Raw genomic sequence first — 12,973 nt, 5'->3', positions numbered from 1 at the left:
TTCACCCAGCGCCGGGGCGAAGTCCAGGCTCGGAGCTCAGGCGTTCATCACGTGACCCACGCTCGCCGTGGAGGGCACGGGCGCGGGCTGCGGGGTGAGCGAAGGCGAGGAATCCTGGGACACCACGGGAGCAGGCTGGGATTCCTGGGCACGACCCAGGAAGTCGCGCCGGTAGATGCGCACCATGGCCATGAAGATGGACGCGATGAGCGGCCCCACCAGCAGGCCCATCATCCCGAACACCGCCAGCCCGCCGAACATGGACAGGAAGACGAGCAGCGGGTGCAGCGCCATGCGCGAGCCGCACAGCCGGGGGCGGATGACGTTGTCGATGCTGCCCACCAGGAAGGTGCCCCACGCGAGCAGGAAGACGCCCTCGCTCACCCGGTTCGCCGCGATGAGGATGACGCCGATGGGCCCCCACACGAGCGCGGTGCCGCCCACCGGCACCAGCGCCACCAGCACCATGGCCGCGCCCCACACCCCGGCGTGCGGCACGCCCGCGATGAGCAGCCCCACGAAGCCCACCGCGCCCTGCACCAGCGCGGTGACGGTGTTGCCGTAGATGATGGCGTACGCGACGTCCGTGAACTCGTGGGAGAAGGCGTCGAAGTAGCGGCGCTCCAGGGGGATGAGCCGGGCCACCTCGTTCACCAGACGACGGCCGTCCAGGAAGAAGTAGTACATGGCCACCGTCATCAGGAACATGTTGACGATGAGCTCCGTGCCGGCGCCCACCACGTCCGCGAGCAGCCCCGCGCCGCCCGACACCGCCGTCATCAGCAGGCGCTCCGTCTCCGAGCTCTCCGGATCGAAGTGCACGTAGCGGGAGAGGCCCCGGGGCAGGCTGTTGAGGAAGTGGTGGCGCAGGTCCACCTGATCCAGCAGGTCCTGCGCCTGGCCCACGAACTGGAGCACCTCGCGGGCCACCATCCAGCCCACCAGCGCCAGCGGGGCGAGGATCAGCAGGAACACCGCGAGGGTGGACAGTCCGGCCGTCAGGGACTTGCGGCCCTGGAGCCGCCGGTCCAAGGAGTCCTGGATGGGCATGAACAGGACGACCAGGAAGCCGCCCAGCAGCACCGGCATCAGGAACGGCAGCAGGATGCGTGAAAAGAGAATCAGCGCGAGCGCGAACAGCCCCGCGAAAATGAAATTGGACCACCGCTTCGAGTCGCCCGCCGTCACCGCCCCACCCCGTCCCCAGACCTGCCGCGCTCAACGTAGGAACGGATATTCCCACCAGGAAGTCCGCCACTCCCTTCCCCACGAGGCCATCCATGACTTCTGGACGTTTCGCTCCCCTGGCGGCCGTTGCCACGGCCGTGGTGTCCAGCACCTTCCTGCTGCTCGGTCCCGCCGGCTGTGACGAGAAGAGCCAGGGCGCGGCCTGCACGGACAACTGCCCCACCGTGGAGGGCAACTATCCCCTGACGTTCGCCGGGGACGCGGGCCTGCCCGCGGAGTGCGTGAACCTGAACGTGAAGGAGCTGGTGGACGGCGAGGTGCTGAACATCCAGCGCGGCGAGGGCGGCATGCTCACGGGCACCCTGGCGGGGGTGGCGCTGACGGGCCAGGTGTACGCGAACGGCGCGCTCAACCTGACCGGCCTGCCGCTGCCTGGCGGCGACGGCGGGGTGAGCACCATCTACACCCTCACCGCGACCCACACCGGCGCAGCCCCGACCGAGGACGGCGGCGTGGGCCCCGGCAGCCTGTCCGGGAACTTCAACGGCCAGTTCTCGCGCGTCCAGGGGACCAGCGCGCTGAGATGCAACGTGGCGCGCCCCTTCACGGCGACCCGGCAGTGAAGCCAGGGCCGCCGGGAGCGGCGCCAGGGAAGACGAACTACTTCTTCTTGCCTTCGGCGGCGGCGGCCTTGGCGGCTTCCTTCTGCTTCTTGATCCGCTTCTTCCAGTGCTGACGGATCTTCATCTGCACGCGGCGGTGCTTGCTCTTGCTGTTGGCCATGTGGGTGGCTCCTGGTCTCCGGAATGGAGCAAAGGGGGGCTTACCTATCAGAAGCCTACGGGCTCCCGGAAGAGGAACCCTCGGGGTCCTCCGGGACGGGCTTCGCGTCCGCTCCCGGCGCGGGCCGGGGCGCCCCGTCGGGAGGGGGCTCGTTGGGGGCCGGACGGGTCGGGAAGGGAATGCCCTCCGCGCCGCGCACCTGGGTGGGCAGGGCGCTCCCCAGGGTCACCTCCCCCTCCCGGTCCTCGTCGCTGGGGCGCTCCTTGGAGGCCGGCACGCTCGTCTGGTGGGGGCGCTTCTTCACCGAGGCGAAGATGGGGCGGCAGGCGTCCACGAAGCGGCGGACCTCGTCCAGGGGCAGCGCGGGCGAGTAGTTGTCGTTCACCCCCGTCATGGGCTCCGCCATGCACATGGCGTTGAGGATGGCCTCCTCCGTGGCCTCCATCACGGCCTCGTAGAGGGGGTCCAGGCGCTGATCCAGGAGGATCTTCATCTTGTAGACCATCTTCTGGGTGCGCCTGGGGATGATGTTCGCGGTGGAGAAGCCCACCACGATCTCACCCGAGCCGTGCGCCGCGTAGCTGCCCACCCGGCCGATGCCCAGACCCACGCGCTTGCACAGGCGGTTGATCTGATGGCTCAAGAGCGGCGCGTCCGTGGCGACGACGGCGATGATGGAGCCGTAGGACTTGCCGCGGTGCGGGGTGTTCTTGAACTTCTCCACCAGCACCTCGCCCACGGGCAGGCCGCCCACGCGCAGGTTGTGCATCTTCCCGAAGTTGGACATGACGAGCACGCCCAGCGTGTAGCCGCCCAGCACCTCCGGCAGCTTGCGCGACGACGTGCCGATGCCGCCCTTGAAGTCGCACGTCACCATGCCGGTGCCGCCGCCGACGTTGCCCTCCTGCACCGGGCCGGACTTCGCGGCGTTGATGGCGGCGAAGACGTGCTCCTGGCGCACGTGGCGGCCGGAGATGTCGTTGAGCCACGAGTCGTCGCACTCGCCCACCACGGGGATGATGACGTCGTGCTCGTCACCGATGCCCGGGTAGCGCTGGACGAGGTAGTTGGCCACGCCGTCGGACACGGCGCCCACGGCCATGGTGTTGGTGAGGAGGATGGGCGTCTCGACGAGGCCCCACTCCATGAGCTGCGTCATGCCGGAGACCTCGCCGGCTCCGTTGAGCACGAAGCCGCCTCCGCTCATGCGCTCCATGAAGATGTTGCCCAGGTTGGGCAGGATGGCCGTGACGCCCGTGCGCACCGGACCGTAGCCGGGCTTGAGCGGCCCCGAGCCTTCGATGAGCGTGGCGTGCCCCACCAGCACGCCCTCGACGTCGGTGATGGCGTTGTACTTCCCCGGCTTGAAGCGCCCCAGCGGGATGCCCAGCTCCCGCGCCCGGACCCTCGGCCCATTCTCTTCCGGTATCCGCACCATGAAACCGACCGTACCCGACAATCTCCGACGGTCAACCCTGCTTCCCTACCAACTGTCGCGAAGCTTCAGCCGCGCGCGGGCGGCCTCAGCCCCTCGACGAGCAGCCGCGTCTGCACGCGGGCGAGCGCCTCCGCGGCCTCCGCGCCCTGGGGCGACTCACCGAGCTGCCGATCCACGAACAGCGAGGCGAGCCCGTGCACGAGCGACCACGCGGTGAGCGTGAGGGGCCGCGACTCGCCGGGGCGCAGGAGGCCCGCGGTCTGTGCGGCCTCGATGCTGCTCACCAGCAGCGTGAAGGCGCCCTGCTCTCCCTCCGGCTCCGGCGGCGGTGACATGGGCCGGGTGAAGTGCGGGCCGAACATCACCCGGAAGTGCGGCGGGTGGCGCACGGCGAACAGCACGTAGGCCTCGCCCGCCGCGTACAGCCGCTCCAGGGGGTTGGTGTGCGGGGCCATGCGCTCGCGCATCTCGCGCGCCATGGCGCGGAAGCCCTCGTGCGCCACCGCCTCCAGCAGCGCCTCCTTGTCCGCGAAGTGCCGGTACGGCGCCGCGTGGGAGACGTCCGCCCGCCGGGCCACCTCGCGCAGGGTCAGCGCGCCGAAGCCCTCCTCGGCGATGAGCGCCACCGCCGCGTCCACCAGCGCCTGGCGCAGGTCTCCGTGGTGGTAGCGGCCCTTGTCCTCCGGTGCCTCCGCCGCCTGCTTCCGCTTGCCCCGCGTCGCCAACGTCCGTGCCTCCTCACGCGCCTGATGCCGCCCGCGCGACTTGACCATCCGCCGCGCGAAGTTGCCAGCGTCAACATCCATGTTGACACCGACAACATGCGATGTTTACAGTGTCCACAAGATGGGCGGCGCGGGGGTCTCCCGCGTCGTTACGTTGCACTGGAAAGGGAGCCGTCATGACGACCGCGATGAAGCAGACGATGTCCTCCTCCGCGCCGGGCTGGCTGCGGGCGTTCCGCACGCTCCCCCGCCAGCACGGCTTCGAGCCGCTGCGGGTGGAGGGCCAGGTGCCGGAGGGGCTGCGCGGCTCGCTGTACCGGGTGGGGCCGTGGACGTTCGACGTGCACGGCCGGGCGTACCAGCACTGGTTCGACGGGGACGGCGGGATGCTGGGCGTGCGCTTCGGCGCGGACGGGGTGACGGGCGCGTCGCGGCTCTTGGACACGCCCACCATGGTGGCGGAGCGCAAGGCGCCCTCGCAGCGCTTCGGCGGCTACGGCACGCCCACGCCGCTGCTCCACAAGCTGAGCCAGACGCGCAAGAACTCCGCGAACACGTCCGTGATGGCGTGGAACGGCAAGCTGTACGCGCTCTTCGAGGGCAGCGTGCCGGTGGAGGTGTCCCCGGAGGACCTGTCCACGCTGGGCGAGACGGACTTCGACGGCACGGTGGTGGAGACGTTCTCCGCGCACCCGCACCGCGTGCCGTCGCGCAAGGCGTCCTACAACTTCGGCATCCGCTACGGCCGGTTCACGCAGGCGGACCTCTTCGTGCTGCCGGACGGCGGCAAGGCCCAGCGGCTGGGCTCGGTGAAGCTGCCGGGCGCGACGATGGTGCACGACTTCATCGCCACGGACCGCTACCTCGTCTTCTTCCTGTCGCCGCTGCGTCTGAACCTCTTCCGCGCGCTGCTGCAGGTGGGCTCGTACTCGGAGAACCTGCGGTGGAAGCCGGAGGCGGGCACGGACGTGCTGGTGGTTCCCATCGACGACGTGGAGCACCCGGTGCGCATCACCACGGACGCCTTCTACCTGTGGCACTTCGGCAACGCGTACGAGCAGGGCGACACGCTGGTGGTGGACTACGTGCGCTACCCCGACTTCACGACGAACCAGTGGCTGGGGGAGCTGGTGCGCGGCACGACGTCCAGCGACGCGAAGGGCATGCTGCACCGGGCGGTGGTGGACGTGAAGGCGGGCACCTTCCGCACCGAGCAGCGCGCCGACATCAGCTGCGAGTTCCCCCGCGTGGCCCCCGGCGTCGTGGGCCGCGAACACCAGACGGTCTACCTGGGCGTGCACCAGAGCGACGAAGCCCGGCGCGGCCTCTTCGACGGAGTGGCCCGCATGGACATGGCCACGGGCCGCATGACGACGGCCTCCCTGGGCGAGGCCACCTACCCCTCCGAGCCCATCTTCGTCCCCCGCCCCGGCGCGAGCGCCGAGGACGACGGCTGGGTGCTCACGCAGGTGTTCGACGCGAAGACGGACACGTCCCACATCGCCGTGCTGGACGCGCGCCACCTGGAGGACGGGCCCGTGGCGCGCTGCCACTTCGATCACGCCCTGCCGCCCACGTTCCATGGCGGCTTCGCGCCCGCGAAGTGACACTGACTCACGCTTTCTCTGCTTTCCATACCATTTCAGCTTAAATGGTTGGAGGCGGCGAAACGGAGGCAGGTCATGAAGCGGCTGTTGGCGGTGGCAGGACTGGCGGTGCTCGCGCTCACCGGGTGTCAGCCCGAGGCGCAGACGGATCCCAACCTGACGGAGCAGGCCCAGGGCGCGACGAACGTGCCCGGGCTCTACGCCGTCTTCAACCAGCCGGACAACACGGGCACGCGGGACTACCGCATCAAGGATGAGATTGCCCGGCTCATCCAGAACAGCCCCAAGGGTTCCTACATCCGCATCGCCATGTTCCTGTGGACGACGGACCACCTGAACGCGGCCATCAAATCCGCGCTGTGCCGTGGCGTCGTCGTGCGGCTGGTGGTGGACGAGCAGAACGGCGGCGCCGCTTCGGAGTTCGCCTCCGGCGGCGTCATCCATGACCTGAGCAGCTACGTGCCCCCGGCGGCGACATGCCCGGACGGCTTGAGGCTGGAGCTCACCCGGTGCAACGGCACGGGCGCGGGGAGCGCGTGCATCGCGGGCTTCGACCGCGAGGGCACCATCATGCACGACAAGATCTTCACCTTCTCCACCACCACGGATCCGCAGGGCAACCGCATCCAGCGCGTGGTGGTGCAGGGCTCGTGGAACAACACCTACTCCCAGAACAACTACTGGAACGACATGGTCGTCAGCTACGAGGACTGGGACTGGTACGACTACTGGGTCGGCTACCACAACGACCTGCGCGGCGGCACGAAGACGACGGACTACTACAACCCCACCACGGGCCAGGGTTACTACAGCTCCCCCAATGCGCCGTGGACCGCGTACTTCTTCCCGCGCGAGGGCAATGACAACGAGCTGTCCAGCGACACCGTGACGAACAACTTCACGGACTACATCAAGACGTATGTCGCCGGCTGCACGCTGGACGTGAACCAGAACCACTTCAACGACAGCCGCGCCATCGTGGCCACGGAGCTGGTGCGCATTGGCAAGCTGGGCTGCCGGGTGCGCGTGCTCTACACGGACATGGACTCGGGCATCAAAACGAAGCTCACCGGCGCGAAGAACATCACCCTGCGCCAGCTGTACGACGTCTCCGCCAACAACGTGAAGCAGGGCGACGGCACGCCGCGCGAGGTGCTCACGCACAGCAAGCACTTCGTCTACTCCGGCAACTTCAACGGCACGGTGCGCAAGATGGTGCTGACGGGCTCGCACAACCTGTCCAAGAACTCGCTGCGCTACAACGACGAGAACCTGGCGAAGTTCTACTCGGACACGCTGTGGCAGGCGTACCACGACAACTTCGAGAAGGGCTGGGCCCAGGCGCTCAGCGACGGCTGAAAAGCAGGCGCGTCGCACCTGGGGATGAGCGAGCAGGGACCCGGAGGCAGCTTCAACAACGGCCCCCGGGTCCTGAACCTTGGATGGAAGCAGCCACCCATCTCCAAGGACCCGCCATGTCGTGGACGTACCGATTCTTTGAGAGCAAGGCGACCAAGGACGTCGTCAGCCAGCTCATCAATTCCTTCAACGGGCTGAGCAAGTACCAGGCGCTCACCGCCAAGATGGGCCACAGCGACGTCTCGAATGGCAAGGCGCGAGGCCTGGTGTTCTACGAAGAGCACGCCTCCATCAAGTCCATTCCTGGCGCGCCGGGCAAGCCCTGGCTCAGCACCCTCAAGGCCGTCTCCGCTGGCAGCAGCTACGAAACCGCCGCGGAGGAGATCTGCGCGCACCTGAACGGGCTCACCCCGGAGCAGGCCTCGCTCGCGCTCTTCTCGATGAGCGATATCTCCGGCTACACCTGCCACATGGGGCTGATCTACCCGACCAGCGTCAAGTAACCCGCCCGAAGCGACCTGGGACGGCGCCCCGAAGGGCGCTTCCGTCGCCGAGCGGTCAATCCCATCCACGACCCGCGACACCCACCTTTCACCAGGGGAGAACAGACATGGCCTGGACATTCAAATACATCGAAAAGAACGACGCGCGCGTCGTCATCACGAGCATGGCGACGGAGATCAGCCAACTGACCGAGAACGAAGCCGCGACGGCCAAGGCCGCCCACACGGATGCGAGGCATCGGGATTCGCGCGGCGCGGTGCTCTACAACAAGGACGCGGGAACCCCTCCGCCCTACAACCTGGAGGGCACCTGGACGGAGCGGCTTTGGACCTTCGACCCCGCCTCCGACTACACGACGAACCTCCTGGAGCTCTGCAAGTTCCTCAATGACGTGCTCACGCCGACCGAGGCCGCGTACGCCAAGTTCTCCATGAGCGATTACTACAACGGCACCTGCTACATGCTGTTGGTCTATCAACGGGCCAGCTGATCGCATTGCCAGACATTCCCGGTCAGTCCCAAGATACGGAGCGACACAATGGCCCAGGCAGCCACGATTCAAGGCGGAGATGCATCCAACGCCAACAACTTCCGCGACCCCCTCTCCAGCGACGTCAATCCACGGACGGGAAGGTTGCGCATCTCCGTCGCGGCGCCACGGCTGCCTGGGCTGGGAGGACTGGACGTGGATCTGGGCATTGACTACACCCAGAGCGACCAGGCACCTCCCAGGACCGTCCTGGGGCTGCCGGCGATGTGGCAGTTCCGGCTCAGCTACATCGTCGGCGGACGGATTGTCATCAATGGTTCTCAATCCCATGCGCTGGATCAGCGCTGGCCTTGCGGCATGAAGTACCACGTCCTCCAGGACATGAGCCTGGAGACCCTGAACAAGATGCCAGCGCTTCCCTTCGAGGAGGCCAAGGACCAGCGCTCCCTCAACATCCTGTCCTTCCTCGACGGACGGAAGCAGTACTTCGATCTCCACGGGCGGCTGATCGCCTCCGCGGACCCGCACGGCAACCACATCCTGTACTTCTACGAGGAGCCAGCGGACCGCTCCGTCTTCTTCACGCGCCTCACGCGCATCGTCGACACCTACGGCCAGACGGTCTCCTTCGAGTACCCGGCCAACGGCATCCAGATCACCCTGCCCCCCGGTGATGGGAGCGCGCAGCGGATCCTGTATGAGTTCGACTCGCCCACCGCGCTGAAGGCCTATCACGACCCGGCCGGAAGGAAGACCCTGTTCACCCACGGCGGCGGACAGCTCAACCGCCGGCTGCTCACCCGCATCCAGTCTCCCAACCAGTTCGAAACCCTCTTCACCTACAAGACGCTGGACGTCCGCAAGGAAGGGAAAGCAAGCCGCCTGGATGTCATCCACCAGGTCATCCGCAAGGCGCAGGGGATTGAACGCACCACTGAATACAATCTGGACCCGAACAAGGACCACCGGAACTACACCGGCAACCCCACCTACGAGCTGTCCTCCAAGGACACCTTGATGGAGAGCACGGACCACCGCTACCGCTACGTCACCACCGTGGATGACGGCGCCACCCTCACCCGCCGCACGTACAACCGGCTGCACCTGGAGCTGAAGACCGAGGTCTATTCCAAGAGTGATCCCGGCGACCTGATCACCACCACCCTCTTCACCTACCCGGGGCAAGGCGCCGACGTGTCCTTCCCTGCCCACAACGCCCTCCCCAAGTCCTACGAGCGGCCCGCCCAGGTGGAGGTGAGGACCTACGACGCCGGTCCCGGCGGCGACACGAAGCCCTATCGCGCCCGGAAGACGGTGAACGCCTACAACGACGCGGGGCAGCCGACCGCCACCGAGGTCTCCACGGCGGCCGCCGGAGGCGCCTTCCAGACAAAGCGCAAGGAGGTCCTCCAGTACGATCCACGCTTCGGGCTGCTGCTGCTGCACGACGTCCACGATTACCAGGCCACGGGCCTCATCAGCGCCCAGCCCGTCATCACCCGCGTCGTCCAGACGCTGAGCTCCGACGGCAGCCAGGTCGTCAGTACCCAGACAGGCTTCGTGACCGACGGGGCGTTCAGCGCCTCGCGCACCACCCGCTACGAATACGACGCCGCGGGACGGGTCACGCTCCAGACGGACACCGGGGCGTCCGGCACCGAGTCCTCCGCCCTCCAGACGGCGTACACGCACGCCCCCGGAAAACACCGGTTGACCGTCCAGCAGACCGACGCCGTGGGCGACGTCCGCAGCCAGGAGTACGACACCGCCACGGGCCTGCTCTCCTCCGAGACGAACGCCCGGGGCACCACCACCTACGGCTACGACACCCTGGGGCGCAAGAGCTCCACCGTCGATCCGCTGGGCGTCACCACCACCTGGACCTACGACGATGCGACCCGGTCCACCACGGTGGTGAACGCCAATGGCTACAGCGCCACCCTCCGGGACAATGGCTTCGGAGAGCTGCTCCTCCACACCGACAACGCCGGTCCCCAGGGCGCTGCCCGCGTTCACAACAGCCGGACTTATGACGCCCTGGGCCGTCTGATCCAGGAGACCGGCATCCTCGGCGAGGGCTCGAAGCTGACGTACGCCTACGATACCCGGGGCCGCCTGAGCCAGCTCACCGACAGCGAAGGCAACGTCAGCACCTATGCCTATGACGAGCTCCAGGGCAGCCAGACCGAGTTCTTCAACGGCATCAAGCTGCGGACCCAGTGGTTCGACGATGAGCAGCGCATCCTCCAGGAGGAGAGCTTCCAGGCCACGCCGGGCACCTCTCGCGCCACGCTCACCGGCCATGACGGCAACGGGAACGTCGTCCTCCAGAAGACGGGCACCCGGGCGGGCACCGCCGCCATCGCCTGGAACAGCACCCAGCGCATCACCCGCGACATCCTCGGCAACGAGGTGCGGACCGAGACCACGGGCAGTGACGGCACCACCGTCATCCACCTGGAGGACCGGGACCTCCACGGTCAGGTCCTGCGCACCACCCGCACGCTTCAGCGGGCCGGGCAGGCCAGCGCCGCCTCCGTCCAGGGCGAGACGTGCCGGTACGACGCGGCGGGCCACCTCCTGCAGGCATCCAATCCCCTGGGCCAGAACGAAACCCTGACGTACGAGCACGGCGCGGTGAAGACCCGCCAGGACCTGGCGGGGACGCTGTTCACCCGGACGTATGACGCCGTGGGGCAGCTCACCGAGGAGCGCTTCACGGAGGGCAACGTGATTCACCGGTTCGTCCGCGCCCATGACAACACCACCCGCCGGCTGACGTCCGTGGAACACCTGGCCGGAAATCAATCCCACGGCAGGATTGAGTACACGTACTCGCCAGAGGGACTGCTGACGTCCACCCGTTCGCTTCCGGAGGACAAGACGCTTCAGTGGGAGTACTCCGCCACGACGAATCAGCTGCGCTGCTTCACCGACGCGGCCGGGGTCGCGACCCGCTTCACCTATACCCGCGGCGGTCAGGTGGAGACGGTGAGCTCCGGGAGCGACGCGAGCGCGAAGACCCTCACCGTCGGCTACTACTCCAAGGCGGACTCCGCCGCGCACAGCGGCAAGGTCCAATCCCTGACCTTCAGCGGCGGCCTGGCCATCCGCTACCAATACGATGGCGCGGGGCGCGTCGCGACCGTCCAGGCGCGCGCGGGCACACAGGACGTGCTCACCGTCGCCTATTCGTATGACGAAGCCACGGGCTTCATCACGCGAAAGGTCTTCTCCTCCGCCCGGTCGCCCCAGGACGTCTCGCTCAACCACCAGGTGAGCTACCAGTATGACGGGCTCGGGCAGCTGCTCCACGAGGAGGTGCAAGACCCGAAGGGGGTCCTGCTCACGCGCCGGACCTACGGCTACGACGCCGCCGGCAACGTCACGCGCCAGACCCTGACCCGCGCGGGCCTTCCGGATGAGACCACGGGCTTCACGTACGACGCGGACAACAAGCTCCTCACGCTCCAGTTGGAGGGTGGCTCTCCACGAAGCCTGGCCTACGACCTGCTGGGCAACCTCACGGACGATGGCGCGGGGCGCACGTTCCAGTACAACGCGCTCGGTCAGCTGACGGGCTTCAAATCCAAGACCCTCAACTACACCTACACCTATCACCCGGACGGGCTGCGCAAGAGCAAGTGTCAGGCATCCCAGACGCCGGTGCGTTTCTATTACGACGGGCGACCGTCAGCCCGGCTCGTCAATGAAATCCAGGACGCCACGAGCGTCAGCCATGTCCAGGCCGGCGACCTCCGCTTCGCGCGTCAGGTGCCGGGACAGGACACGCAGGAGTTCCTCCACGACCAGAGCCATGTCGTGGCGGCGCTGACCGGGCAGGCCCTGTCGGGCGTCCGCTACGGCGCCTATGGCGAGCAGGAGCCCGTCGCGTCCGGGCCCCGGACCTTCCAGCTCCAGGACAATCCCTTTGGCTACAAGGGGGAGTACCAGGACGTGGAGTCGGGGCTCGTCTACCTGCGCGCGCGCTACTACGACCCCCAGCTCATGCGCTTCATCAGCCGCGACAGCGCGCCCCTGCTCAATCGCTACCAATACGCCCTGGGCAATCCTGTCATGCTGACGGACCCCTCCGGCAACCTGGCGTGGTGGGAATGGCTGACCCTGGGCGCCGCGCTGGTGGCCAGCGTGGTCGTGACCATCGCCACCGCTGGCGCCGGCTCCGCGCTGCTCGCCGGGGCGCTGGCCAGCACCAGCACGCTGGTCTCGTTGAGCGCGGAGGTGGGCATCGCGGTCGCCGCGGGCGTCGCCGGTGCGCTCGTGGGCAAGGGCGTGGAAGCGTTTGGCTACTCCGCCAGGGAAGGCCGCTGGGGGCTGGACCGGTACTTCGACAAGGAGCTGGGGATCGAGGTCGGGCTCGCCGCCATCAGCGGCGGGATCGGCGCCAAGGCCAGCTTCGTGGGCAACAAGGTCGTCGCGAAGGTGGTGGGGACGACCGGGCGCAAGGCGGTCGCCGCCCAGGCGCTGGTGGGGTTCGCGGTGGGCTCTGTCGAAGCGCTCGTCGCCGAGCCCCTGCTCCAGCAGTTCACCAAGGGCAAGGTGGACTGGGACGAGCGCATCTTCGGAGCCCTCGTCGGCGGAGGGTTCGCGGGGGCCGGAAGCACGTACCTGGGCGAGCGCGCCAGGCATCGCTACCTCCAGCGCACGCGGACCACGCCGGTCGTGGCGTTCAACCCGGGCACGACGGCGGGCCCCGCGATTTCGTTGGGGTCCGCCGGCGGGGCGGGGGACTTCGCCGCCATCCGGAGCGCCTACAGACAGCTGGACGCGGCCGGCCCCATCCGGGCCCCCAAGCCGCCCGCGGCCCCCGCGCAGTTCCTGCTTCCCGGCTTCCTTCCCTGAAACCCCGGCTGACCCC

At 68.0% G+C, this 12,973-nt stretch carries 10 protein-coding genes; 6 read left to right on the top strand and 4 right to left on the bottom strand.

Going from position 1 to position 12,973, the window contains the following annotated elements:
- Positions 1–36: 36 nt before the first annotated feature.
- Positions 37–1,188: an AI-2E family transporter gene (locus tag JYJ93_RS21465; protein WP_206794107.1), complete on the bottom strand. Its 1,152-nt coding sequence runs from the start codon at positions 1,186–1,188 to the stop codon at positions 37–39.
- Between the two features lie 92 nt (positions 1,189–1,280).
- Here JYJ93_RS21465 and JYJ93_RS21460 point away from each other — a divergent pair, with 92 nt between their 5' ends.
- Positions 1,281–1,811: a hypothetical protein gene (locus JYJ93_RS21460; protein ID WP_206794105.1), complete on the top strand. Its 531-nt coding sequence runs from the start codon at positions 1,281–1,283 to the stop codon at positions 1,809–1,811.
- Between the two features lie 37 nt (positions 1,812–1,848).
- On the opposite strand, the gene JYJ93_RS21455 is transcribed toward JYJ93_RS21460, so the two are convergent.
- The 3 genes from JYJ93_RS21455 to JYJ93_RS21445 form a co-directional block, all read right to left on the bottom strand.
- A complete protein-coding gene (locus tag JYJ93_RS21455; RefSeq protein ID WP_014396669.1) occupies positions 1,849–1,971 on the bottom strand; it encodes a hypothetical protein in 123 nt (40 codons plus the stop codon).
- Positions 1,972–2,026: 55 nt separating this feature from the next.
- Complete coding sequence (locus JYJ93_RS21450) at positions 2,027–3,409, bottom strand: P1 family peptidase (protein ID WP_206794103.1); 1,383 nt, start codon at positions 3,407–3,409, stop codon at positions 2,027–2,029.
- A 65-nt stretch (positions 3,410–3,474) separates the two neighbouring features.
- Positions 3,475–4,215: a TetR/AcrR family transcriptional regulator gene (locus JYJ93_RS21445; RefSeq protein ID WP_242543885.1), complete on the bottom strand. Its 741-nt coding sequence runs from the start codon at positions 4,213–4,215 to the stop codon at positions 3,475–3,477.
- A gap of 95 nt (positions 4,216–4,310) precedes the next feature.
- On the opposite strand from JYJ93_RS21445, the gene JYJ93_RS21440 reads away from it, so the two are divergent.
- The 5 genes from JYJ93_RS21440 to JYJ93_RS21420 all read left to right on the top strand — a co-directional run bounded on the left by JYJ93_RS21440 (position 4,311) and on the right by JYJ93_RS21420 (position 12,957).
- Entirely contained in the window at positions 4,311–5,741 is a 1,431-nt protein-coding gene (locus tag JYJ93_RS21440) for a carotenoid oxygenase family protein (protein WP_206794101.1), read from the top strand.
- Positions 5,742–5,816: 75 nt separating this feature from the next.
- Entirely contained in the window at positions 5,817–7,100 is a 1,284-nt protein-coding gene (locus JYJ93_RS21435) for a phospholipase D-like domain-containing protein (RefSeq protein ID WP_206794099.1), read from the top strand.
- Between the two features lie 116 nt (positions 7,101–7,216).
- The gene (locus tag JYJ93_RS21430; protein WP_206794097.1) at positions 7,217–7,603 is read left to right on the top strand and encodes a hypothetical protein; all 387 of its coding nucleotides are present in this window, start codon (positions 7,217–7,219) and stop codon (positions 7,601–7,603) included.
- 107 nt (positions 7,604–7,710) lie between these two features.
- On the top strand, positions 7,711–8,094 hold the full coding sequence (locus JYJ93_RS21425) for a hypothetical protein (RefSeq protein WP_206794095.1): 384 nt from the start codon (positions 7,711–7,713) through the stop codon (positions 8,092–8,094).
- Between the two features lie 48 nt (positions 8,095–8,142).
- The gene (locus tag JYJ93_RS21420) at positions 8,143–12,957 is read left to right on the top strand and encodes an RHS repeat-associated core domain-containing protein (protein ID WP_206794094.1); all 4,815 of its coding nucleotides are present in this window, start codon (positions 8,143–8,145) and stop codon (positions 12,955–12,957) included.
- Positions 12,958–12,973: the final 16 nt, after the last annotated feature.

This window comes from Corallococcus sp. NCSPR001, assembly GCF_017309135.1.
Lineage (GTDB): Bacteria > Myxococcota > Myxococcia > Myxococcales > Myxococcaceae > Corallococcus.
Note: the sequence above shows the minus strand (reverse complement) of the source record. Positions and strands in the feature narration are given on the sequence as shown.

Excerpts from the sequence above, each read along its gene's own strand:
- JYJ93_RS21460 (WP_206794105.1), top strand. The coding sequence starts at position 1,281 with ATGACTTCTGGACGTTTCGCTCCCCTGGCGGCCGTTGCCACGGCCGTG.
- JYJ93_RS21455 (WP_014396669.1), bottom strand. The coding sequence starts at position 1,971 with ATGGCCAACAGCAAGAGCAAGCACCGCCGCGTGCAGATGAAGATCCGT.
- JYJ93_RS21450 (WP_206794103.1), bottom strand. The coding sequence starts at position 3,409 with ATGGTGCGGATACCGGAAGAGAATGGGCCGAGGGTCCGGGCGCGGGAG.
- JYJ93_RS21445 (WP_242543885.1), bottom strand. The coding sequence starts at position 4,215 with ATGGATGTTGACGCTGGCAACTTCGCGCGGCGGATGGTCAAGTCGCGC.
- JYJ93_RS21440 (WP_206794101.1), top strand. The coding sequence starts at position 4,311 with ATGACGACCGCGATGAAGCAGACGATGTCCTCCTCCGCGCCGGGCTGG.
- JYJ93_RS21435 (WP_206794099.1), top strand. The coding sequence starts at position 5,817 with ATGAAGCGGCTGTTGGCGGTGGCAGGACTGGCGGTGCTCGCGCTCACC.
- JYJ93_RS21430 (WP_206794097.1), top strand. The coding sequence starts at position 7,217 with ATGTCGTGGACGTACCGATTCTTTGAGAGCAAGGCGACCAAGGACGTC.
- JYJ93_RS21425 (WP_206794095.1), top strand. The coding sequence starts at position 7,711 with ATGGCCTGGACATTCAAATACATCGAAAAGAACGACGCGCGCGTCGTC.
- JYJ93_RS21420 (WP_206794094.1), top strand. The coding sequence starts at position 8,143 with ATGGCCCAGGCAGCCACGATTCAAGGCGGAGATGCATCCAACGCCAAC.